General features: G+C 53.4%; 24 protein-coding genes. 5 read left to right on the top strand and 19 right to left on the bottom strand.

Annotated features, from left to right (window positions below; genetic code table 11):
* Window positions 1-24: 24 nt before the first annotated feature.
* Both M0646_RS04165 and M0646_RS04160 read right to left on the bottom strand, forming a co-directional pair.
* Window positions 25-411 carry a DUF1257 domain-containing protein gene (locus M0646_RS04165; RefSeq protein ID WP_149818434.1) on the bottom strand — a complete coding sequence of 129 codons (387 nt, stop codon included), beginning with the start codon at window positions 409-411 and terminating at the stop codon, window positions 25-27.
* Between the two features lie 20 nt (window positions 412-431).
* A complete protein-coding gene (locus M0646_RS04160; RefSeq protein WP_190278215.1) occupies window positions 432-641 on the bottom strand; it encodes a DUF2997 domain-containing protein in 210 nt (69 codons plus the stop codon).
* Window positions 642-1,204: 563 nt separating this feature from the next.
* Between M0646_RS04160 and M0646_RS04155 the strand changes: the two genes are divergently transcribed.
* Complete coding sequence (locus tag M0646_RS04155) at window positions 1,205-1,900, top strand: Crp/Fnr family transcriptional regulator (RefSeq protein WP_149818430.1); 696 nt, start codon at window positions 1,205-1,207, stop codon at window positions 1,898-1,900.
* Here M0646_RS04155 and M0646_RS04150 read toward each other — a convergent pair.
* The 12 genes from M0646_RS04150 to M0646_RS04095 all read right to left on the bottom strand — a co-directional run bounded on the left by M0646_RS04150 (window position 1,889) and on the right by M0646_RS04095 (window position 15,950).
* Window positions 1,889-2,392 (bottom strand): hypothetical protein, encoded by a 504-nt coding sequence (locus tag M0646_RS04150; RefSeq protein ID WP_286626717.1) that lies wholly within the window; start codon window positions 2,390-2,392, stop codon window positions 1,889-1,891. The genes M0646_RS04155 and M0646_RS04150 overlap by 12 nt on opposite strands.
* Window positions 2,393-2,394: 2 nt before the next feature.
* On the bottom strand, window positions 2,395-2,985 hold the full coding sequence (locus M0646_RS04145) for an HAD family hydrolase (protein ID WP_286626716.1): 591 nt from the start codon (window positions 2,983-2,985) through the stop codon (window positions 2,395-2,397).
* Window positions 2,978-3,940: a glycosyltransferase family 9 protein gene (locus M0646_RS04140; protein ID WP_149818423.1), complete on the bottom strand. Its 963-nt coding sequence runs from the start codon at window positions 3,938-3,940 to the stop codon at window positions 2,978-2,980. Before M0646_RS04140 ends, M0646_RS04145 begins: the two co-directional genes overlap by 8 nt.
* Window positions 3,940-4,098: a hypothetical protein gene (locus M0646_RS04135; protein ID WP_286626715.1), complete on the bottom strand. Its 159-nt coding sequence runs from the start codon at window positions 4,096-4,098 to the stop codon at window positions 3,940-3,942. The genes M0646_RS04140 and M0646_RS04135 overlap by 1 nt, the downstream gene beginning before the upstream one ends.
* 105 nt (window positions 4,099-4,203) lie before the next feature.
* The gene (locus M0646_RS04130) at window positions 4,204-6,768 is read right to left on the bottom strand and encodes a YadA-like family protein (protein ID WP_286626713.1); all 2,565 of its coding nucleotides are present in this window, start codon (window positions 6,766-6,768) and stop codon (window positions 4,204-4,206) included.
* 651 nt (window positions 6,769-7,419) lie between these two features.
* Entirely contained in the window at window positions 7,420-7,827 is a 408-nt protein-coding gene (locus M0646_RS04125) for a hypothetical protein (protein ID WP_286626711.1), read from the bottom strand.
* Window positions 7,824-9,074 carry a competence/damage-inducible protein A gene (locus M0646_RS04120; protein ID WP_190278212.1) on the bottom strand — a complete coding sequence of 417 codons (1,251 nt, stop codon included), beginning with the start codon at window positions 9,072-9,074 and terminating at the stop codon, window positions 7,824-7,826. Before M0646_RS04120 ends, M0646_RS04125 begins: the two co-directional genes overlap by 4 nt.
* Before the next feature lie 4 nt (window positions 9,075-9,078).
* The gene (locus M0646_RS04115; protein WP_149818414.1) at window positions 9,079-10,125 is read right to left on the bottom strand and encodes a glycosyltransferase family 4 protein; all 1,047 of its coding nucleotides are present in this window, start codon (window positions 10,123-10,125) and stop codon (window positions 9,079-9,081) included.
* Between the two features lie 28 nt (window positions 10,126-10,153).
* Window positions 10,154-11,431 (bottom strand): serine hydroxymethyltransferase, encoded by a 1,278-nt coding sequence (glyA, locus tag M0646_RS04110; protein WP_286626709.1) that lies wholly within the window; start codon window positions 11,429-11,431, stop codon window positions 10,154-10,156.
* A 66-nt stretch (window positions 11,432-11,497) separates the two neighbouring features.
* Window positions 11,498-12,643 carry a CO2 hydration protein gene (locus M0646_RS04105; RefSeq protein WP_286626707.1) on the bottom strand — a complete coding sequence of 382 codons (1,146 nt, stop codon included), beginning with the start codon at window positions 12,641-12,643 and terminating at the stop codon, window positions 11,498-11,500.
* Window positions 12,640-14,136: an NADH-quinone oxidoreductase subunit M gene (locus M0646_RS04100; RefSeq protein ID WP_286626706.1), complete on the bottom strand. Its 1,497-nt coding sequence runs from the start codon at window positions 14,134-14,136 to the stop codon at window positions 12,640-12,642. Before M0646_RS04100 ends, M0646_RS04105 begins: the two co-directional genes overlap by 4 nt.
* A complete protein-coding gene (locus tag M0646_RS04095; RefSeq protein ID WP_149818406.1) occupies window positions 14,121-15,950 on the bottom strand; it encodes an NAD(P)H-quinone oxidoreductase subunit F in 1,830 nt (609 codons plus the stop codon). Before M0646_RS04095 ends, M0646_RS04100 begins: the two co-directional genes overlap by 16 nt.
* Window positions 15,951-16,049: 99 nt before the next feature.
* Here M0646_RS04095 and ggt point away from each other — a divergent pair, with 99 nt between their 5' ends.
* On the top strand, window positions 16,050-17,777 hold the full coding sequence (ggt, locus tag M0646_RS04090; protein WP_286626704.1) for a gamma-glutamyltransferase: 1,728 nt from the start codon (window positions 16,050-16,052) through the stop codon (window positions 17,775-17,777).
* Between the two features lie 9 nt (window positions 17,778-17,786).
* The gene (locus tag M0646_RS04085) at window positions 17,787-18,371 is read left to right on the top strand and encodes an L-threonylcarbamoyladenylate synthase (RefSeq protein WP_286649900.1); all 585 of its coding nucleotides are present in this window, start codon (window positions 17,787-17,789) and stop codon (window positions 18,369-18,371) included.
* Here the strand turns inward: M0646_RS04085 and M0646_RS04080 are convergent.
* The 4 genes from M0646_RS04080 to M0646_RS04065 form a co-directional block, all read right to left on the bottom strand.
* Window positions 18,368-18,553: a hypothetical protein gene (locus M0646_RS04080; protein ID WP_011057956.1), complete on the bottom strand. Its 186-nt coding sequence runs from the start codon at window positions 18,551-18,553 to the stop codon at window positions 18,368-18,370. The two genes, M0646_RS04085 and M0646_RS04080, sit on opposite strands and share 4 nt — an antisense overlap.
* 71 nt (window positions 18,554-18,624) lie before the next feature.
* Window positions 18,625-19,062, bottom strand: a complete 438-nt coding sequence (locus M0646_RS04075) for a DUF29 domain-containing protein (protein ID WP_149818398.1) — start codon at window positions 19,060-19,062, stop codon at window positions 18,625-18,627.
* A 16-nt stretch (window positions 19,063-19,078) separates the two neighbouring features.
* Window positions 19,079-19,528 carry a DUF29 domain-containing protein gene (locus M0646_RS04070; protein ID WP_190278211.1) on the bottom strand — a complete coding sequence of 150 codons (450 nt, stop codon included), beginning with the start codon at window positions 19,526-19,528 and terminating at the stop codon, window positions 19,079-19,081.
* 34 nt (window positions 19,529-19,562) lie between these two features.
* A complete protein-coding gene (locus tag M0646_RS04065) occupies window positions 19,563-20,366 on the bottom strand; it encodes an inositol monophosphatase family protein (protein ID WP_286649899.1) in 804 nt (267 codons plus the stop codon).
* A 74-nt stretch (window positions 20,367-20,440) separates the two neighbouring features.
* On the opposite strand from M0646_RS04065, the gene proB reads away from it, so the two are divergent.
* Both proB and M0646_RS04055 read left to right on the top strand, forming a co-directional pair.
* Window positions 20,441-21,550: a glutamate 5-kinase gene (gene proB, locus M0646_RS04060; RefSeq protein ID WP_149818394.1), complete on the top strand. Its 1,110-nt coding sequence runs from the start codon at window positions 20,441-20,443 to the stop codon at window positions 21,548-21,550.
* A gap of 166 nt (window positions 21,551-21,716) precedes the next feature.
* Window positions 21,717-22,724: a GntR family transcriptional regulator gene (locus M0646_RS04055; RefSeq protein ID WP_190278210.1), complete on the top strand. Its 1,008-nt coding sequence runs from the start codon at window positions 21,717-21,719 to the stop codon at window positions 22,722-22,724.
* Between the two features lies 1 nt (window position 22,725).
* On the opposite strand, the gene M0646_RS04050 is transcribed toward M0646_RS04055, so the two are convergent.
* Window positions 22,726-22,905, bottom strand: coding sequence for a hypothetical protein (locus M0646_RS04050; RefSeq protein ID WP_149818392.1), 180 nt, complete (start codon window positions 22,903-22,905; stop codon window positions 22,726-22,728).
* Between the last annotated feature and the right edge of the window lie 355 nt (window positions 22,906-23,260).

Below are 23,260 nucleotides of genomic sequence, written 5' to 3'. Positions count from 1 at the left end.
CTGCCTATCCATTATTTTGACCGGCTAGGAACGCCAGCGTTGCAATACGAGCTTGACACTCCCATCGGCCTGCTGTTCTGTGGCCTGCACTTGAAAGCCCTGTTCAGTAGCGGATTGCAACACCGCATGGTAGGCATAGCGCTGAGTGACTTTATTCAAGAAGCGATCCACTGACCATGCCTGCTGCCAAAACTCCAAATCCGCCACTAGCTCATACTCAGTGCCATTCCAGCGAAAGCCAATGTCATAGCCATTATCTTGGGGAACAACGACTTGGGCCGTTTGGGTTTGACCGCGAAAGCCGCGCACTTCTTGGCAGCCAGATTGCCATGGTAGGCCCAAGTCCGTTAGGGCAGCCTGTAGGGCGGGTAAACTGCGAATTTGGGTTTTGATTTGGCTGAAGTGCGACATGGATCACCAATCCTCAACGATTACCACTGGGAGGGGACAGATTGAACAACCAATTGATTTTCTTCCTCTTGGGGAGCGTAGTATTCTGCGGTGGGCTGTTGGCTAATGACACACCCCAGTTGCGCTTCAATGGCAGCAGTCACCTCAGCACAGGATGCCCCAGAAATGCCCGTCACTGTTTCAACGACACGGCCATCGGGATAAATCACAAATTCAAGGGTTTCTAGCATTGGCACAACCTACCCACTCGCAGCTATGACTAACCGCTCACGAGGATAAAATTCAAGTCCTAACCTATGGAACTCATTGTGACGAAGGCTAACCAAAGGAGTCAAGGTCTTTAATAAACTTTACACTCCGCAGCAGTTTCCCCCGGATGCCTGAAGAACTGAAGAATCAGTCATCTATAGAGCCAAGTCTGCGTCGAGAATTGATAAGAGATATGTAGATTGCTTTTCTTGGACGGGACGGCGGCCTCAGGGCGATCGCGACCTCACTCAATCCCTCTGGAAAAGGCGGTATGATATTCAGAAATTCGTTTCGCCTTAAACCCTCAGAAAACCATAAAAAACGATAAAACAGTTATTCTGAGACAGGTAGGCGTGTACAAAGAGCGTCTTGGGAGTCAGATCAACGACAATATTGTCAGTATCAAGGTAGCCTTTTCTAACGTTACAGATACATTGATTGTGATGATGGATAGCAATGGTAAGATCACAGGTATTGATTTCCCTGCAGCGCCTGATGACCTGTCTGCTCAGCCTCTGCTTTCGCCCTCTCGGCCTTGACCTTTATGCAAGAACGGCGTAGTTCTCCTGCACCTGAATTATCTTTACAAAATACGCCCTTTTTTCGCGACTTACCCCAGGCAGTGGTGGAGAAAGCACTAGCCCATGTAGTGACACGTCAGCATCCCGCCAACCGAGTCATCTTGCTGGAGAATGATTGGGGCACATCGGTTTACTTTATCCTCAGTGGCTGGGTCAAAATTCGCACCTACAACATTGATGGCAAAGAAGTCACCCTGAATATCCTCGGGCCCGGCGAACTCTTTGGCGAAATGGCCCCCCTAGAGGAAGTGCCCCGCTCAACGGATGTGATTACCCTAACACCGACAGTTGTGGCCAATATGCCCGCGACGGATTTTGTCAATCTTGTCAATACGGAACCTCAAGCGGGCATACGCCTCGCCAAGTTGATGGCACGACGGCTTCGGCAACTGAATCGGCGGCTGCGGCTGCGGGAATCGGATAGTACGTCAAGGGTGGCCGATATTCTGCTGTTTTTGGCGGATGGTCAAGGGCGACAGGGAGCCGATGGCCTAGAAATTCCCAATCTACCCCACCGTGAATTAAGTAGTCTCAGTGGCATGGCGCGGGAAACGGTGACACGGGTGCTTGGGAAACTGGAGCGCAAGGGCATTATTCGCCGCAATCAAGAGAGCTTGTGCATTACGAATCTACGTGCCTTAGAAAGTTTACTCCTTTAGGACTAAGAACAATAATGATTGCCCTGAAGAGGATGGCAGCAAGTAATGCCCAATGCTCCAGCCAATGAACACTCCTAAAATTGCCATTTGAATCAGCACTAGCATAATTTGCCAGTTCTGGTAGCCAGCGGCTTTCATTTCAATGCGCACGAGAATTTCGGTGCCAATGAGAATGGCAATCACACTAAAGACATGAAAGGCAATAATGGCAAGGGTGACAGCGGTACTCAGCACTAGTACTGTAAAGAGACTGGGGGTGCCCACGCGCATAATTAAGCTACTAAAGATACTTTTAGGGTTGCTCTGGCGCGATCGCAACAGGCTAGAGGTGCCACCCACGACAAACACTGTCAGAATTGCTGCCAAAAAAGAGGCATAGGCTGACCACATCCAAGGATAGGCAGACAAATACCAGCCCACGAGGACGTAGCCCAGAACCACCAGCAACAGTAGAGCAAGGGGAAACTTGGTATAGTCTGGCGATGCGCTCATCGCTAACGAGGTGCAAGGTGCGTACAAATCCACTCTACGGCAGCGGCTAAATCTGCTGCAATGTAATCGGGTCGACTGGCGTGCTGGTAACTCCCCTCAAGAACGCGATCGCCAAAGCCGGTTTGTACTAAAATCCCATAGCAGCCGGCATTCCGCGCCAGATCAATATCGGTGGCTTTGTCCCCCACCATGACACTGCGGCTGAGATCTAAATCATGATCCCAAGCGGCCGCTACGAGCATTCCTGTATTGGGTTTGCGCCATGTTGTCCAACCCGCATAGTCGGCAACCACTCCCCCTTCAGGACGGCTGAGATCAGGACAGAAATAAACCGCATCCAACACCGCACCAGCACTGGCGGCTAGCAACTCCTGAAGTCTGTGGTGCAGGGCATAGACATGCTCAATGCTGTAATAATCCCGCGCCGGACCCGACTGATTGGAAGCTAAACAGCAAAACCACCCCGCATCATTGAGCCGTCGCACTGCCTGAGCCACACCGGGGATGAGCTGTAAGTCCTCAAGGCGGTGAATATAGCCCACCTCTTGGTTCAGTACGCCATCGCGATCGAGAAAGACAGCCGGTCTAGCCATGGCGAGCCGCCTCAATCACGGCTGAGACGGGAATATCGGCCATGTTGCCAGTAGGGGATTTAACGGCTCGAAAGCGCGGATCGTTGGGCAGGAGTTTGGCAGGATCCGTAGGGCCAAAAAGCGCCACAAGGGGAGTCCCCACCGCCACGCCAATGTGCATCGGGCCACTGTCGGTACAGAGAATCTGTTGTGCCTGTTGCATTAAAGCCGCAAGTTTACGCAGATCAGGGGGATGGCTAATTGCAAGGTTGGTGAGAGTTTGTGTCAGGGCACCCACCCATGCCTGATCCTCAGGGCCACAGACCACAATGAAGGGCAGGTGCGGCTCCTGCTGTTGCAGCGCCTGGATGACTTCAGCCCAAGCAGTGGGGGGGTAAATTTTGTTAATCCCCTTTGTGAGGGCCATTTGACTAGAGCCGCCGTGCAAAAGGCGATAAGCACCAGAAATGCCTAGGCGTTGCCGCTCTGCAGTTGCCCATTGCCTATCTTCTTCGGCAATCACTGCCTTGGGTAGGGGACAAGGGGTAGTAATGCCAAAGGCCTTGAGCAAATCGTGGTAGGTGGCGGCGCTGTATTGATCAAGGTTGACAGGTACCGCATCGGTGAGAAACCCCAAGGGATTGAGCTTCGCAAAGCCCACGCGCTTGGGAATCCCCGTCAGCCACAGCAAAAAGCGCACCGCCTTACTGCGCCCCAAGGAGAGAATGGCGTCGTACTCCCCATCCCGCAACATACCAATCAGGTTTACCCAGTCAGCCAAGGCATTGCGGTCTTTGAAGTCAAAGGGAATCACTTGGTGGACTGTAGAACTCAGTTGGTAGGCAGCAACCGCACGGGGTTCAACAACCACATCAATTTGACTATTCGGAAAGTGGGTTTTGAGGTCGTCGAGGGTAGGAAAAAACAAAATTTGATCCCCAATACCCCCTGGCACCAGCGCCACAATATTTTTCATCAGCGACCTCCAACAGCAAAAAGCCTTGAATCCAAAGCCCCATAAAAGCCACTGCGTTTCCAGAAGAAGACCACTTTGCAGGGCTTGATCCAAGACTGAGCCATTGCTGGCTGATTCAGCATAAATGGTGGATTCTGGTTGACCACAGACACATCCATAGGGCTAGATTCCTTGGGCAGTATTGAGGAGGCTTAGCTTCAATTTTAAAGGCTAGCGTCTTTTCCCAAATGTGGACATCAAAGCCCCCCTAGTTCCCTGTTGTTCTAAAAACGGGCGCCGATACCAATGCGTGCTAAGGGATAGCCTGCACTAGAAAAACTTGCCCCTGCATCAATAATCACCGGTCCGATTTGGTGGGCTATAGCCATCCCGGCTGCACTGTATCCACCGTAGGTTGCAAATCCCACATTAAATGTGGTTTGACCAGAACGTGCCGGCACAATCGGCATGAGTGCTGCTGCCGAGGCAATGCCCGCAAAAGCCTCTCCCCGTAATTGATTGATTTGAGCATCGGTGTAGGCATTCGCTGCTCCCAAGGCCACTGCTCCCATGCCGTCAACATAGGCTTTATTGACAGCATCCGTTGGATTGATGGGGGTGGCCACATTGGTAATGCGGCGTTCTGCTCCTGGGGCGCCCACAGAAACCGTGTTGGGAGCTGTTGTTACAGAGCCAGCGCCAATGGCCACACTGTTGGGATGGATGGCCTGTGCCGATGGGCCAAAGGCAATGGCATTATTGGCACCCGTCGTTGAATTGTTGCCAATGGCAATACTATTAGCACCCCCAGGGTTAGCAGCATTTCCCAAAGCAATGTTACCGCACGTTACTGTTGCGTTAGTGATTGAACAAATTCCAGTAGCAAACAGTTGGTTGATGAGGGCAGAGAGCTGACTGCCATTGATTGCATCCGTACTCGTTGGTGCAATGATGCCAGGCGCAACATTGACAACCTTGCGTTCAGCACCGGGGGCACCAACAGACACAACATTGGCCTGTGTTGTTACAGAGTTTGCCCCAATGGCCACACTGTTGGCATGTTGAACTGTGGCACCTCTACCAATGGCCACACCATCAGTAGCACCACCCACGACTTGGGCAGTCTGACCAATTGCAATACTATCAGCCGGGTTTGCAGTACTTTGGTGGCCAATGGCAATACTACGAGCCCCCAGCGCTTGGTTGCCAGAGCCTACAGCGGTGGCGTTTGCTGCATTTGCTTGGTTCAAAAACCCCATTGCGGTGCTGTCAGCTCCTTGGGCTAGGTTCTGCCTCCCCACAGCGGTGGCATTGTTTTGGGTGGCTTGGTTGCCCGAACCCATTGCGGTGCTGTCAAGCCCTTGGGCTAGGTTCTGCATCCCCACAGCTGTAGTGTTGTCTGCATTGGCTTGGTTCACAAACCCCATTGCGGTGCTTCTATCTCCTTGGGCAGTGTTTGCAAAGCCAACCGCGCTGCTCTGAACTCCTTGGGCGGTGTTTTCAAAGCCAACTGCGCTGCTGGCATCTCCCAAGGCGTCGTTATCATACCCCATTGCGGTGCTTCTAGTTCCTTGGGCAGTGTTTGTAAAGCCAACCGCGCTGCTCTGAAATCCTTGGGCTTGGTTACCAGAGCCTACGGCGGTGGCGTCCTGTTGAGTGGCAAAGTTCTGTCTACCCACGGCGGTGGCATTTGCTTGGGTGGCTTGGTTGCCTGAACCCATTGCGGTGCTGTCAGACCCTTGGGCAGTGTTTGTAAAGCCAACCGCGCTGCTTTGAACTCCTTGGGCTTGGTTGCCTGAACCCATTGCGGTGCTGTCAAGCCCTTGGGCTTGGTTACCAGAGCCTACGGCGGTGGCGTTTACTGCATTGGCTTGGTTCACAAACCCCACAGCTGTGGTGTTGTCTGCATTGGCTTGGTTCACAAACCCCATTGCGGTGCTATTAGCTCCTTGTGCGGTGTTTGCAAAGCCAACCGCGCTGCTCTGAACTCCTTGTGCAGTGTTTGCAAAGCCAACTGCGCTGCTGTCATTTCCCAGAGCTCGGTTCACAAACCCCACAGCGGTACTGTTGTCGCCAGGGGTCAGGTAGGTGTTGCTAGTGCCATCATAATTATTCTGCATCCCCACAGCGGTGGCATTTGCTGCATTCGCTGAATTCTGCATCCCCATCGCGGTGGCATTTACTGCATTGGCTTGGTTCACAAACCCCACAGCTGTAGTGTTGTCTGCGTTGGCTTGGTTCACAAACCCCATTGCGGTGCTATTAGCTCCTTGTGCAGTGTTTGCAAAGCCAACCGCGCTGCTCTGAACTCCTTGTGCAGTGTTTGCAAAGCCAACCGCACTGCTGTCATTTCCCAGAGCTTGGTTCGCAAACCCCATTGCGGTGCTATTAGCTCCTTGTGCGGTGTTCACAAACCCCACAGCTGTAGTGTTGTCTGCATTGGCTTGGTTCACAAACCCCATTGCGGTGCTTCTATCTCCTTGGGCTCGGTTCTGCATCCCCACAGCGGTACTGTTTTCGCCAGGGGTCAGGTAGGTGTTGGTGGTGCCAATATAATTATTCTGCATCCCCACGGCGGTGGCATTTACTGCATTCGCTGAATTCTGCATCCCCACAGCAGTGTTGTTATCACCCTCGGCTCGGTTCTGCATGCCAATGGCGGTGTTGTTACTGCCAGTTGTATTCGTAGTGCCATCAGCAACGTTTTGATAACCGACTGCGGTATTGTTATTGCGAGCTGCGTTGGCAAAAGGACCTGATCCACTGGGTGTTCCAGTTGTGCCGACTTGATTTTGTGCTCCTAGGGCAGTGTTATTGTTGCCTTTGGCTTGATCTTCTGGAATTGACAAATTCAAATTACCGTCATTGTTGCCAATTGTGTTGTTAGAGCCAAAGGCATGATTTTGAGAATTAACGGTGTTGATCCTGTTGTTAGTACCAACAGCGGTGTTTGTGGTATTTATGTTTGACCCAAGGTTATTGTTGCTACCGATCGCATGATTGGCGACAGTGCCACCATTTACTGTGTTGCTAATACCAACAGCAATAGACCGTTGCAAGGCAGGGAGTAAATTGTTATTTGCGCCACAAATTAGGTTGTCGTTCGCTCCACCACCGGTAGAATTGAAGGAACCACTAGGATTCCCACAGTCTAGAGTTTGAGACAATGCAGGTGTGGTGACCAGAATAATGTGCACTGTTGTGCTAACAACACAAGCCAAAACGGGGTGTAGTCTTTTGCACATGAGGATAGGCCTCCCAAGGTTAAGGTGTAAATACAACAGTCAAGTGCTTTGTAGAATTTTGCACTTTCCTATGGGCTACTCTTTCCTTAAACCCAAAAAGACACAAGTCCTACAGTCGCTAAAAAAGCGAAGGAAAACCTTGCCTTTTTGGTATCCCCCGTTAGCTCACTATTTAAGTAACTCTAGTCAGACTTCGCTTAATTGTCAAGCTTAGTCAAGCACAATTTAGATTTTTTTCGTTTTTAATCAACCTCATCAGTTCCTGATCGCCCGTTGCAGGCGATCGCGCCATGCCAAGGCAAGGGTGAATTCTGTAAAAGGAATGCGATAACAGTCTCCTGTAAAGGTTTCTAGCACCAGTTGAATTGCTCCTTTAGAATGAGTAGTTTGTGTGTCAATTCGTTGACCGTTACACTCAATCCAAATGTTTTGAATAGTTGATAATTCACAAGTTTGCAAATGAATAATGCCCTGTTGGGTAGGGCGTCCCCACGTCAAGCGATCGCCCTGTTGACCGAGGACAGCGGCAATGTCATATTTACTGGTTTCAAAATTTTTTGCCCACTGGCGATAGTGTTCCACCTTCCGGTACTCGACCCAGCCCAACCGTGCCAGCACGATAAAAATAGCCAATAGGGGTAACCAGAGCAGACCGTGACTCATCGATTCACCAATAACTGCCGCCGCAAGACATCGAGGGCATTCATAGCACTGAGATGCCGCACCCAATCCCGTCCCCGTTGACCACTAAAGCGAAATTCACGGGTCATGACCTCGCCATTGGGCAGTGCCACGCCAATATACACCAATCCCACTGGCTTACTGAGCGTCGCGCCGCCGGGGCCAGCAATCCCGGTAATACTGACGCCCCAGTCACTGCCTAAACGCGTTTTCACGCCTAAAGCCATCTGGGCAGCCACCACGGCACTCACGGCACCTTCTTGCTCTAAGTCCTCAGGATTGACCCCCAGTAGAGTTACCTTGACATCATTGGCGTAGGCAATTACGCCCCCCTTAAACGAGAGGGAACTCCCCGGCAAACGGGTTAGCATCTCCCCAAGGCCACCGCCGGTGCAGGACTCTGCCACTGCCACTGTTTGCTGTCGTTCCTGAAGCAGCCGCGCTACCGCACTGGCAAGGGTATCCTCATCCGCACCGTAGCAATCTAGGCCGACAATTTGGCGGATTTCTGCTTCAACGGGTTGAATCAATTGCTGGGCTTCTGCTTCGTCCTTGGCACGGACGGTAATGCGGAGGCGGGTTTCCCCATTGCTGGCATAGGGCGCCACCGTGGGATGCTCACGGGCAATTTGGGCAGCCACTTTTTCCGCAAGTACCGATTCAGGGATGCCCCAGAAACGCAGCACACGGCTGTAAATCACCTCTTTTCCCCAGCCCTGGGAGCGCAAAAAGGGCACCGCAGTTTCTTGCCACATCTGCTTCATTTCGGCGGGAACACCGGGAAAGGTGAGAATTGTCAGACCCGTGCGCGGCTGCCAAATCATACCGGGGGCACTGCCAATCGGGTTGGGCAAAATCTGGGCGCCCGCAGGCAGGAGCGCCTGTTTACGGTTACTGGGACTAAAGCCGCCGCGATGGGCATACTTGCGTTCTAGGTCAGTAATAATTTCCGGGCGTTCTTCAAGGGGGGCTTGAAAGAAATCCGCTAGGGTTTCCGTTGTCAGGTCATCGGGCGTGGGGCCAAGGCCACCCGTGAAAATCAATAGGCGGGCGCGATCGCAGGCAATAGCGACGACTTTCTTAATCCGCGTGGGATTGTCGCCAACGACAGTTTGGTAATAGTGGGGAATACCCAAGCTCGCCAGTTGTTGCGCTAAAAACTGGGCATTGCTGTTGAGAATTTCCCCCAGCAGCAATTCTGTGCCCACGCAAATAATCTCTGCGCTCATTGTTTCAGTCATCTTCGTTGTTGCGCACCCGTTCCCATACATACCAAGCGGCAAAGCCCATCAAAAGGGAGGCAGCCACGGCATAGCCCCATCCCCCCGGCAAACCAGCCAAGGCCAAGGCCAGACTCCCCACCCATAGCGTTAGGCAATAGATAAACAGCACCGTCATCCGCTGAGAAAGACCAGCCTTGAGCAAGCGATGGTGCAGATGACCCTTATCGGGGGCAAAGGGAGACTGCCCTTTCAGGAGGCGGTTAAAAACAACGGTTGAGGTGTCCACAATAGGCACAGCCAGAATCAATAGGGGCAGCAAAATTGCCACCGCTGTGTAAGCCTTCACAAGGCCAATCACCCCCAAGCCAGCAAGGGTAAAGCCCATGAAGTAGGCACCACCATCGCCCATGAAAATTTGGGCAGGATTGAAGTTATAGCGTAGAAACCCCAAGGCACCTCCTGCCAAGGCAGCTGCCAATAGTCCTGCCTCCGGCTCCCCCATCAGCATACAGACAAACAGCATTGCTGAGGCAGCAATCCCCGACACCCCTGCTGCTAGCCCATCTACCCCATCAATGAAGTTAATGGCATTGGCAATGCCCACTAGCCACACTGTGGTCAGGGGCAAACTGAGCCAGCCGAGGTCAACAGTTCCCACCAAAGGCACTGTGATAATGCGAATTTTGACCCCCACCGCCCAGACAATACCCGCCACCAGAAATTGCAGGACAAGGCGTAGAAGCGCTGGTAAAGTCAGCAGATCATCCGCTAGGCCAATGAGGAAAAAGGCCACCCCGCCAAGAGTGACCCCCCAAATTTCATACTCCGCTGGCTGGGGTAAAACACCAAATCCGCCGGCATTCCAGACAATCAGCAGTGCCACCAGATTACCAAGAAAAATGGAGACGCCACCGAGGCGCACCATTGGGCGGGTGTGAATTTTGCGTTCATTAGGTCTATCCACAAACCCTGCCTTCTGGCCAAAGTCATTGACAATGGGGGTGACCAACAGAACAACGGCAATGGCAGCAAGGAAGGCAATCAGGTGGTACAGCATCTGATTAGACCATTGGCAGGATTCCCCCTCAGGCTAGCACTGGTTGCGGCAATTGCAAGTGGGGATAGAGGGGAAATTGAGCACAGAGGGCAGCCACCCGCTCGCGGCAGCGGTTTTTAATCACCTCATCCTCGGGGGCATGCAGGCGATCGCTAATAATTTCGGCGATTTCCGTAAACTCAGCCTCAGTGAAGCCACGGGTTGTCAACGCTGGGGTTCCTAACCGCAGACCACTGGTGACAAAGGGAGAGGCAGGGTCAAAGGGAATCGTATTTTTATTGGTGGTGATATTGATTTCCCCCATCAGGCGATCGGCCTCTTTGCCCGTTAGATTTACCGATCGCAGGTCAATCAGCATCAAGTGGTTATCGGTGCCCCCAGAGACAAGGCGCAGTTGTCGCGCTTGCAGCCCCGCAGCGAGGGCTTGGGCATTGCGGATCACTTGGCCAGAATAGGCTTTGAACTCGGGCTTAAGGGCTTCACCAAAGGCCACCGCCTTAGCGGCAATAACGTGCTCCAATGGCCCCCCTTGGGTACCGGGAAAGACGGCTTTATCGAACTTTTTGCCCAACTCTTCATCACGGGTAAGAATCAGGCCGCCGCGAGGGCCGCGCAGGGTTTTATGGGTGGTGGTGGTGACCACATCGCAAAGGGGCACCGGATTGGGATGGTGACCTGTGGCAACCAAACCGGCAATGTGGGCAATATCGGCCATGAGGTAGGCCCCCACTTCATCGGCAATTTGGCGAAACTCGGCAAAGGGAATGACGCGTGGATAGGCGGAATAGCCGCAGATGATCAGCTTAGGACGGTGCTGCCGCGCCAAATCCCGCACCTGGTTCATATCGAGGCGTTCTGTTTCAGGATGGACACCGTAGTGAACGACGTTAAACCATTTACCAGAAACGTTGACGGGGGAACCGTGGGTGAGATGGCCACCGTGGGACAAGTCCATCCCCATAATCGTGTCGCCGGGATTGAGCAGTGCCAAAAAGACGGCAAAATTGGCTTGGGCACCGGAGTGGGGTTGCACATTGGCGTGGGCGGCGGCAAAGAGTTCCTTGGCGCGATCGATGGCCAGTTGCTCTACTTCATCCACAAATTCGCAGCCACCGTAGTAGCGTTTACCGGGCAATCCCTCGGCATATTTGTTGGTGAGAACTGTGCCTTGAGCGGCCATCACCGCAGGAGAAGTAAAGTTTTCGCTGGCAATCAGTTCAAGGTGTTGCTGCTGCCGCTGGATTTCCCGCTGTACCATTTCAGCGACCAAGGGATCCGTTTGCGCAAGCCAATCAATATGGGTCATTTTATTGTCGATGGAGGGAGATGAACTGCCTTACTATCTTATCGCGGATCGCTGCCTGAGCCTTGGTTAGTTGCTCAGTTGCACGTTCCAGAGTCGGGAGGTTTCGAGGCGATCTAGCCACGTTTCGTAGAATGCCCGATTGGCGGCTTGCTCTTGGGGGTCAGTGGTCGTCCAAGGATAGGGGGCAAGGGCGGTGATTGCCGCTGTGGTGACGCAAAACATTGATTTTTGGAAGGTTTGGCAAATTTTCACGCGCAGATCGTCTTCCCCTCGGCCTTGGCGACGATAGAACTCTAAAAGATAGGGAGGGAGATAGTGGCGCATATCCTGCATGAGCAGTGTGGGAGGAATACCAGCCGCACCCGTGGGAATGGGATCCGCAAACAGGGCGCCATAGCCAAATTCGGCTTGATCGCGGGAAATTTGTTGCGCTTGGGCATTGAAAGAAATGAGGCCAAAGAAGGGGGTACCCCGCAGGAACACCGCTTCGACATAGGGAATGGCGGTGTCAGCTAAAAAGGTAAGACCAGCGCTAGCCGGCAGAATATCGTAAGTTTGGCCGTGAATGGTAACGCTGTAGGTAATGGGGCGATCGGCAGCCGCAATCAGTCCCGCGCGAATATGATCTACGACATCGGGAATGCTGCGAATCTCACCCGCATCGTAGCGATCGCTCAAGGTGAGAAAGATGGGATACATCACCGTCCAAAACTGCCCCAAGCCACTGTAGTAGCAAAGCATCCGCACTGTTTCCAGCAAAAACTCTGGAAAAAGCTGGTTCACGAATTGCATCAGGGGATTGCCCCGCAGTTTAGCGGCGATCGCCTTGGCCGCCAATTGCCGAAATTCTGCCGAATCAAGGAAGGCATCAAGACCGCCGCCCCCATGCCACATCATGGCACGCATACAGTATTCGGCGTATTCGTAGTTAATGCGGTCGTGCCACCAGTGGCGCAGCAGCTTGGGAATGGTAATCTCACCGTTGAAGTATTTGAAAAAGGGAAAGAGCACCAGAAACTGCCGCTGACTAATGTCACAAAGATTTTCGGCATAGGCCTTGAGCACCACCCCATAGCTTTTGAGGATGCCCACCACTTCCATCACATGGGTTGGCGTATCCGGTAACAGGGCTTGACCATTCAGCAACCGCTCTAGGATGGCGGTACGCAGTTCTTGATGCAGGGAGGTTGGAGCAGCAGTAATCAGGGTCATGGTACGGGCAGCGTAGCAACAGCAGTGGTGAGAAGGCTAACGGTGGTTTCACTCCAATGGATCAGCCAGTTAGGAACAATCCCTAAGATCAAGATTAGCGTGGCTAATAGGAGGCTCGGCAGGCGATCGCCCCACGCCACGGGCGGCAAATCCGTCAATTCATTGGGCAAACGACCAAAAAAGACGCGGTTCACCAGCAAGAGAAAATACACTGCCGTTAAGCCCGTCCCCACCATACACAGGAGTGTTTGCACTGGGAAGGTGAGGAAACTACTGCGGAAGATCAGGAACTCCGCCACAAAGCCCACCATGCCGGGGATACCGCCACTGGCCATGACACCGACAATCATCAGGCTACCAATCAGGGGCAACCCCCGCTCAGGGTTCAGCAATCCCCGCAGTACCTCAATGTTGCGGCTGCCAGTTTTTTCATAGACAACCCCCACCAGCAAAAAGAGGAGGGCGGAAATTAAGCCGTGGCTCATCATTTGGGCAATAGCCGCCAAAATACTCAAGGGAGTGGCAGTGGCAGTGGCCAAGAGAACAAACCCCATGTGCCCAATGGAACTGTAGGCCACCATTTTTTTCATATCCGTTTGGGCGATCGCCATTAGGGAACCGTAGAGGACACTGACTACCGCCCAAGTGGCCAACCCCGGCGCCAAAACTTGCCATGCCTGCGGGAATAACTGCACGCCAAAGCGCACTAGCCCATAGGTACCCAATTTCAGGAGTACCCCCGCCAGCAGCACAGAAATCGGCGTGGAAGCTTCAACGTGGGCATCGGGTAACCACGTATGGAAGGGCACGAGGGGAATCTTGATGCCAAACCCCACCAAAATCAGCCCTAGCAAAACCAGCTGTGAACTGAGGGGCAGGGGGGTGGATAACTGGGGGTCAAAGTCAAAGGAGGGGGCATGGGCAAGCCACACCAGTCCTAGGAATCCGGCTAGAAGCAGCACCCCAGAAATGGCCGTGTAAATTAAAAACTTGGTGGCCGCATAACTGCGCCGTGCCCCACCCCAAATCGCAATCAGAAGGTAGAGGGGAATCAACTCCAATTCATAGAAGAGGAAAAAGAGCAGCAAATTATCGGCCAAAAAAGCGCCACTGACACCCGCATTCAACAGCAGTACCAGCGGGTAATACAACCGCGGACGGGGCAGATTGACAGAAGTGGCCAAGAGGGCAATCAGCGTCAGGAAGTTATTTAAGACCAATAGCGGCAGCGACAGGCCATCCACGCTCAGGCGATAGCTCAAGCCCAGTGGCTCCAACCAAGGAATCACCTCGGTTAATTGCGGTGCTGCATTGGCGGGGTCAAATAGACGGGCGATCGCGAGACTGACGACAAGGGCGATCGCCATCACGACAGCGGCTAAACTGCGGTAGGTGCGTCCCAGACTTTCAGCGGGTAACAGGCTGAGGGCAAGGGCACCGAGTAAGGGCACCCAGAGAAGGAAACTTAACAGCGGCATTACAGTAATAGCCATGCGATCGCCCCCCCAAGAATTGCCACACCAATAAACACCAGCAGCAAATAGGCTTGGGATTGACCACTGGCACTGTACTTGAGCAACTCACCCCCCACAAGGGATGCCACACCCGTTGTATTCACAATGCGATCCACAACGTGGCGATCCACCCAAGCGCTGAACTGCGAGAGCGATCGCACTGCCCAAACCACGGTATAGCGATAGAGTTCCTCAATGTAAAGATCGTAGGCTAACAGATCCTGCACAAAGCGCAAGGGCACCTTGATCGGACGTGTCCACTGGCGCTTGAGGGTGACAAAACCCCCAAGGAGAATTCCAGTGCATCCTGACACCACAAGCAGAACCACAATCCACCAATCAATCGTTGTCGGTAACAACTGCACCCGCTGCAAGATAAAGGGCACCAGCACATTCAAAATACTCAGGGTGACCATTGGCACTGCCAGCGGCCAAGGCACTTCAGGGGCACGGCGGGTTTTGGGTTGAGCAGGCCCTAAGAAGACCAAGCGAAAGACACGGGTGAGGTTGACCGCCGTTAGGGTATTAACCAGCAAAATCAGACCCACCAAGCCAAGCTGGGTTTGCCAGTAGTAGTCAATGCCGCGATAAAACGACCAAAAGGCACCCAAGGGCAGACAGCCAATTAGGGAGAGACCGCCAATCACAAAGGCTGAACTTGTGGCTGGCATCCGTCCGCCTAAGCCCCCCAATTCCGTCAAATCCTGACAGTTGGTGGTCATAATCACACTGCCAATACTCATAAACAGCAGTGCCTTGGCGATCGCGTGGGTGAGCAATACAAACAGGGCAAAATCTGTCCAGTTGGTGCCGACACCAATAAACACCAACCCCAGATAGGCGCTCGTCGAGTGGGACAGTGCCCGTTTAATGTCAATTTGGGCAATGGAAACAAGGGATTCACTGATGGCTGTGACTGCCCCAATCAGGATCAGCGCAATGTTTGCCCCCGGGCAGGCCACCAGAATCGGCTGTAGCTTAATGAGAATATAGGCACCCGCCGCCACCACCACTGAGTTGCGCATAATCGAAGCGGGGTTGGGCCCTTCCATCGCTTCATCGAGCCACAGGTGCAAAGGCACTTGAGCACATTTACCCGTGGGACCTGCAATCAAGGCTAAGCCCAGTAAAAAGCCCCAACCGTCTGGTAAATTGGCGTCTTCTGCCCATTGGTAGAGATTGGGAAAATCATAACTCCCCGCAAGGCTGCCGACAGCGACTACCCCCATGAGGAGTAAGATATCCCCCACCCGTTTGGTGAGAAAGGCATCCCGTGCTGCTTTGACCACAAGGGGCTGAGCATACCAGAAGCCAATCAGCAAATAGGTCGAGAGGGTCAGCATCTCCAACAGGCCATAGCTCAGGAGCAGCGAGTTACTGATCGCAATGCCACTGAGGGCCGCCTCAAAAAAGCCCATTAAGGCAAAGAAGCGGGCCATACCCCAGTCCTTTTCGAGATAACCCAGGGCAAAAATCTGGGCGAGGATACTCAGGCCCGTCACCAACTCCATAGCCCCCGTGGTGACACTGTTGATGAGCAATGAAAACGAGAGATCGAGTCCCGGTGCCTGTAGCCAATGCCAAACAATCGTTGCGGTGGCGCCACTGCGAGTTTGTTGCAATAGGAAAAAGCCATGCACAAAAGCAACAACCGTCATCAGCAGATTGAAATAGGCTGCGGGTCGAGGCCCGGTGCGCCGCACAACACCGGTGGCCCAAGGCAACGTCAGGGCTGCACCCACTAAGCCATAACAGGGCACCCACCAACTGGTTTCTAACAGTGAATTTGGCATGGCAAAAATGAACCTTGGCGGTTGAGGACGTTTGCAATACTGCTCTCTTCGTGTATTTTACAGGCTGGGGTTCCGCAGCAGTTTTGAGCCAAATCAATCATGGGGCAAGGATTCACTCTAGGGAAGGTTGAGCAATGGGGGCGATCGCCCTTCCTCGCTATTGTCCTAGCGGTAACGTTTTTTGCCGCCCCACCCGCCCCAGCTCAAACGATTAGCCAGCGGGGAATGGTGACAGCAGCTCAACCCGCAGCAGCAAAAATAGGAAGAGACATCCTCAAGGCAGGGGGCAATGCCGTGGATGCAGCCGTGGCAACCGCATTCATGATCGCCGTCGTTGAACCCTATGCCGCTGGGATTGGTGGCGGTGGCTTTGCCCTTGTGTATCACGCCCAATCTCAAACCCTGCGTGCCCTTGATTTTCGGGAGCGTGCCTCCCTGCAAGCGACACCAACGATGTATCTCAACGCGAAGGGAGAGGTGATTCCCCGCGCCAGTTTGGATGGAGTCTTGGCCGCAGGCACCCCCGGCACCGTTGCTGGCTTAGCCGCTTTGCACCAGCGCTATGGTCAACTGCCTTGGTCGCAGGTGGTGGCACCCGCCATTCAGGCTGCCCAACAGGGGTTTGCGGTTACCCCACGTTATCAGCAGTGGGCAACGATGCGCCAAGCCGTTCTGCAGCACGATGCTACCGCCGCGCGCATTTTCCTCAGGGATGGCCAAGTTCCCCCCTTGGGCACGGTGATTCAACAGCTAGAGTTAGCAAAAACCTTGGGGGCGATCGCCCGCGAGCCGCGCAGCTTTTATGAGGGTTGGATTGCCAGAGCGATTGCCGAGTTTATGGCGCAGCAAGGGGGCAAGATCACCCTAGAGGATTTACGAACCTATACCCCCGTTTGGCGAGAGCCAATTTGTGGCACCTATCGTGCGTTTCAGGTCTGTTCGATGCCACCCCCCTCTGCTGGTGGCGTTGCCCTTGTGCAAATGCTCAACCTCTGGCAACTGTTGCCCCCTGCTTCTACCCCCAGCGATCGCGGTCACTACCTAGCCAGCGTCATGCAAATTGCCTACGCCGATCGCGCCCGTTACCTCGGGGATAGTGACTTTGTGCCGGTGCCGGTCACGACCCTCACCCATCCTCGCTATGCCCAACAGCGGGTTAGCGAAATTCTTCCCCGTCGTGCCCGTCCCCAACGTGCTGTGAGTGCCGCAACCCCAATTCAACTTGCAGAGTCAGACAACACCAGTCACCTGAATGTTGTCGATGCCCAAAGAAATGCCGTTAGCCTAACCTTTACGATCAATGGTCCCTTTGGGGCGGGTGTGGTGGTGCCGCAAACGGGGATTCTCCTCAACAATGAAATGGATGATTTTGCCATTGCCCCCAATCAACCCAACCTCTTTGGTGTGGTTGGTATTCAATCAGAAAACGCCCCCCTAGCCAATGGCATCGAACCGGGCAAGCGTCCCCTTTCGAGCATGAGTCCAACAATTGTGCTAAAGGATCATCGCCTCAATATGGTTTTAGGCTCCCCCGGCGGCAGTCGCATTATTACAACTGTGCTGCAACTGTTTCTGAACGTCGTTGATTTAGGGCAGGATGCCGCCACCGCCGTTGCCCGTCCCCGCATTCATCAGCAGTGGGCGCCGGATACCCTCTTTGTCGAGCCAACGATTCCAAGTTCTTGGATTCAAACGTGGCAGCAGTGGGGCTATCGGGTAGAACAAAGCCGCCCTTGGGGGAATGCCAGCTTAATTCGCGTTTTGGATCAGGGACAATTGGAAGGGGCAGCGGATCCTCGGGGGGAAGGAGCTGCCATGGGTTGGTAGAGGAGAAATATGGCACAGGTGAGTATGGCCGCCTTAGTCGCCGCAGTGCGAGCGGGCCATTGGTTGATTAGTTTTCCCACCGATACGGTGCCCGCCTTGGCCAGTCGGTGCGATCGCGGGGAATTGATCTATGCTGCCAAGGAGCGCCAACTGGCTAAACCCTTGATCCTCATGGGTGCCAATCCTGAGCAACTCTGGCCCTTTGTGCGCGGTAGTGCGGCTGAATGGGAGCAGTGGTCTGCCATGGCGGCGCGTTATTGGCCGGGAGCCGTGACCTTGGTGTTGCCCGCTGCTGAACTTCCTGCGGGTTTGAACCCCCTAGGTACAGGCACGATTGGCTTGCGGGTTCCCGATTGGCCGCCTGCCCAAGCCCTCCTCGAGCAAACAGGACCATTGGCCACCACCAGTATTAACCGTTCAGGTCAGCCGCCACTCATTGAATGGGGGGCGATCGCCTGTGAGTTTCCCCAAGTGCTGACGCTCCACCCGTGGCAGTTACCCCTTACCCCCCCAGAACCTTCAACCGTCGTGCAATGGCAATCGGGGGAATGGTACGTCCTGCGCCAAGGGCGAGTGCAGATTAAAACACCCTAATACTGGGAATCAATTTCCCCAGAGGCGACCCGTTCGAGGAGTTCCTGTAAAATTTTTTCCTCTTCTTCGGAAATTTGGCCATCGGAAAGCACTGCGTCAATAATTTGGCCATGCTCTTCGAGGGTAAGAATTTTATCTTCTAGGGCTTTTTCCACTAGAGCTTTAATTTGGGCTGTATCCATACTGCGACTCCACGTCGTCACTGCCAGTATAGCCTTGATGCCATGAGTATGCTTCAGAACGCTGAAGTTTTTTACTTCGTGGCAGGAAAGTCGGGATCAAAGAGTTGCCCCAGTGTATAGGGGCAGGTTTCAGGGAGATCTGAGTAGTCCAAGGGGGTTTCACGCACCACTAAATCTTTGCCAGATTCATAGGCCTCAGCGATCGCCTGGGGTAAGTAGGGTTGCAGGCTGGGGTTTTGATGGATCAGTTTCTGCACAGCTCGCCGTTGTTCGCGAATGGTTGCTCGCCAGCTTTTACTGCGTTTTTGCGGCTGATAGTCCCACTTCAGGAGATGTCCAATGAGAATCCCGAGGCGATTTTCTAGCTCCCGACGCTCCTGCCGTCCCAAGGCTTCGATTTCCTCTACTAGGTGGGCAATATCAAGATGGCCAAAGTCGCCTGCCTTGAGCAACTTCGCCTGCTCTAGGGTCCAAGCATAAAAGTCCGTGTCATACAGAGGAGAGGTCATGGCCTTTGATGGTGAACTATTCCGTGGGATACAAATCTCGCGGGAAGTCTGGGTCAAGCAATTGTTCTAGGGTATAGGGACAGGTTGGGGGTAAATCTGGATAGTCTAGGGGCGTTTCCAAGCACACTAAGTCGAGTCCTGCCAAATAGGCTTTGGCGATCGCCTTCGTTAGATAAGACTGAAGGCTAGGATTTTCCTCCAATAAATCCTTAATCTCGCGTCGTTGCATCTGAATCGTGACTCGCCAACTTTTACTGCGTCTTTCTGGCTGATACTCCCACTTCAGCAAATGCCCAATCAAAACACCGAGGCGGTTTTTTAGTTCTTGCCGCTCCTGCCGTCCCAAGGCTTCGATTTCCTCTACTAGGTGGGCAATATCAAGATGGCCAAAGTCGCCTGTCTTGAGTAACTTTGCCTGCTCTAGGGTCCAAGCATAAAAGTCGCTTTCATAAAGATTGCTTTGCATGATTTTTGATGAGCAGATCCCCTCCAGCTGCATTTTAGATAATGTACGCCGCAAAAAATTGCCCCAAGCTAGGACTAGCACTCACCAGTGTATGGAAGATGCGACTGCCGGCTTCCTGCCCCGGCTGAATGGGAAACATTCTTTGCCAAGGTTCTGGCGGGTCTAACCATTGCCAGTGGGCACCAGCAGCATGGACAATCGGCCAAGCGGGGGCAACATCCCAAATGCGAGGTGTGCGCTCCACAGCACCGAGGGTATAACCCGCAGCAACGGTCAGCAAGTTGTAACTGGCGGCTCCTAACATGCGAATTTTGCAGGGGAAGGAGCGCTTGAGCACATCGGTACTGCGGGCACAAAGACTAAAAAACGTCTGCAACGTTGGCTCACTGACCTTAACGCGAATGGGTTTCTCATTCAAATAGGCACCGTTGGCATGGTCAGGGGCTTGATAGAAGCCATGAAACGTCTGCTGAAAGCCGGGAACGTGCACATAGCCAAATACGGGTGTGCCTTGGTAGAGCAGACTGAGGGCAATACACCAAATGGGCAAACCATGACTGTAGTTAGTCGTGCCATCAATGGGATCAATGATCCAACACCACTGTTCACCACCGTAGGTATGGTTGCCCTCTTCACTCAGACAGCCGTGGTGGGGAAAGCGTTGTTGCAGCATTTCGGTGATTTTCTGATCGGCCCAAAGGTCGGCGCGGGTAACAAGGCTGCCATCGGCTTTACGATCGCTGGGGGATTGCCCTGTCCACTCCAGCAAACGGGGGGCAACCACCTGTTGAATCTGTTGACAGGTTTGCAGCACCTCAGACCAAAACCCTGAGTTCATTGGCTGTCTCCCACCGCGATACAATGAGCACGTCTGATCCTATACCCACTGGTCAATATCCGTCCCGACTCCCCATGGCACAAACACTGGTCGTCAAAATTGGCACATCGAGCTTAACGGGGGGTAAAGAAGGAAATCTGGCCTTGGCCACCATTGCCCAATTAGTGGAGGTGCTGTGTCACTGTCAACGGCGGGGCGATCGCGTGGTACTCGTCTCCTCTGGGGCGGTGGGTGTGGGTGCTGTGCGCTTGGGCTTAACAGAGCGTCCCCAACAATTAGCCCAAAAACAGGCGGTGGCAGCAGTGGGGCAGGGACACCTAATGCGCATGTACGATGATCTTTTTTCAGTCCTGCGCCAGCCGATTGCCCAAATCCTCGTGACGCGGCAAAATTTTGTGGATCGCCAGAGCTACCTGAATATCTACAACACGTTCCAGGCGCTGTTTGAACTGGGCGTCATCCCCATTGTCAATGAAAACGATACGGTGGCGGTGGATGAACTCAAGTTTGGCGATAATGATACCCTCTCAGCCCTTGTGGCGAGCCTTGTAGAAGCCGATTGGTTATTTTTGCTCACGGATGTCGATCGCCTCTACTCAGCAGATCCGCGCATTGATAAAACAGCCGTTCCCATTGAGCGGGTGGTCTCCTTAGCCGAGTTAGCCCAAACGATTCAAATTGGTGCTGCTGGCTCCCCTTGGGGTACCGGGGGCATGGCCACCAAAATTCGGGCTGCCGAGATTGCCACCGAAGCTGGCGTACGCACTGTCATTACCGATGGGCGATCGCCCACCAACCTGCTAAAAATCCTTGCGGGTGAACCCTTGGGCACCCACTTTGAACCTCGTCCCAAAACCATCAATGCCCGCAAACGCTGGATTGCTCGTGCCCTCATTCCCAAAGGCGAGTTGTGGCTCGATGAGGGTGCCGTTAAGGCCATTACTGTGGGTGGCAAGTCTCTTTTGGCAGCAGGCATCACCCGTGTTGCAGGGGAGTTTCAAGCCCAAGATGCCGTGAAGCTCTGTGACCCCACAGGCACTGAAATTGCCCGTGGCCTTGTCAACTACAACAGTGAAGAAATCCGGCGTGTGCAGGGGCAACAGTCCAGCGAACTAGCCAAGATCCTCGGCTATGCCGCTGCCGATACAATTGTCCACCGCGACAACTTGGTGGTGACCCTGTAACCGTGCTTTATCGCCCCAAAAAGAACGATCGGTAGCAAGTGCGGTAAAATTACTCACTAACTGTGACGGTTTATGCAGCGATTGGGGGTAGGTTTTGCATCTGGCATAGCCACACCAAGGAGGGCGTATCCCTCTAGGACAGTACCTGATGGGCGAAAGGACACGTATGGTTCAATTCCACATCCAACCAGATAGCGAAATTCCTGCTTCAACTCAGCTCTTTAATCAAATTAGTTTTGCGATCGCTGCACGGCAATTTCCGCCGGGGTATCGCTTGCCCAGTACGCGGCAGCTGGCCATGCAAACTGGATTGCACCGCAACACGATCAGCAAAGTTTACGAACGCCTTGAAGCTGCTGGTTTAGTCGTGCCCCAAGTGGGGTCGGGCATCTATGTGCGTGCCCTCGGCCAAGAGGAAACCCGTCCTCGCCAACGCCGACCCGCTGTTGTGCCTGTGCACCGCATTGTTCAAGAAAGCGTTGATACCCTCCTCGAAATGGGCTATTCCCTAAGTCAAATTCGCGAGTTATTCCTTGCGGAGATTGATGCCCGCCAAAAAGCCGGGGTGAGGGTTTTGGTGACGGTGCCCCGCCACGATCAAGGGGCTGGCGAACTGATTGTTCAGGAACTGCAACAACTGCTGCCGATTCCCGTCGAGCTGATTTTTCTTGAAGACTTAGAAACCGTCCTTGATGGCGATACCTCTGCAACTGTCGTTACCGTGCGCTATTTTGCCAGCATGACGGAAGCCATCACCCGCGATAAGGACGTGCGAGTATTTTTCATCGACATCTACAACTACCAGCGGGAACTGGAAGTGGTACGGCAATTGCCGAAAGGCTCCTGCTTGGGGTTGGTCAGCCTCAGTTCCGGTACCCTTGGTGTCGCAGAGGTGATGATCCACAGTTTGCGGGGGGATGAGCTACTCTTGGTGACGGCTCAAGCCAACGATAGCTATAAGCTCAATGCCTTGGTGCACCGTGCCCATACGATCATTAGCGATCGCGCCAGTGGGGAACGGGTCAAAGCAGCCATTGCGGCGGCCCGCCATGAGTTGATTCGCATCCCCCGTCTCATTTGCTGCGAAAGCTACATTGATCCGCAGTCGGTCGAACTGCTGAAACGGGAAATTGGTCTGACGGAAGATCTCCCCCTCGAAGCTAAAGCCTCTTGACTCAGGGATTGAGATCATTCAGGCTATGGGACAATTGCACGGTGATTGCCTGGTTTTTTGCTTGATTGTGCATTGCATCCAGTTGTAGGTTCGTAAGATAACCTAAGCCAGCGGCTAGACCACAGTACAGGAGGCCGACGGCACTGAGTTTTGGCCAATGCAAGCTCATAAAACGCCACATGAGTTGACTCCTCGTTGACAGAACCACACCACATAAATCAAGACCCCTGCTGCCAGCCCAAAACCCAGCCCTCTTCACAGGGATGGAACACAGTTAAAACGATGAAAGTCTCTATAGGAGAGAAGCCCCCTTTGTGTCCCCCATGTTTTAGAACAGGACTGTACCTAGGAAATCTCTGGAGAACTTCCTAAGCAAGGGAACGCGGTTTGCGAGTAGGGGTCACACCTAAAAAGTTATTTCCAATTCTACTGATTGCGCTAAGAACCGTACTAAGCGTGTTACAGTTATTAAATTTTATGAAATATGCAGCAAAGTCCTGAATTTGTAAGGACTTGAGAAAGATTAAAGAAGTCTT

The sequence above is a fragment of the Thermosynechococcus sp. B3 genome (genome assembly GCF_030323045.1).
Taxonomy (GTDB): Bacteria; Cyanobacteriota; Cyanobacteriia; order Thermosynechococcales; family Thermosynechococcaceae; genus Thermosynechococcus.
This window is presented reverse-complemented; position numbering and strand designations above follow the sequence as displayed.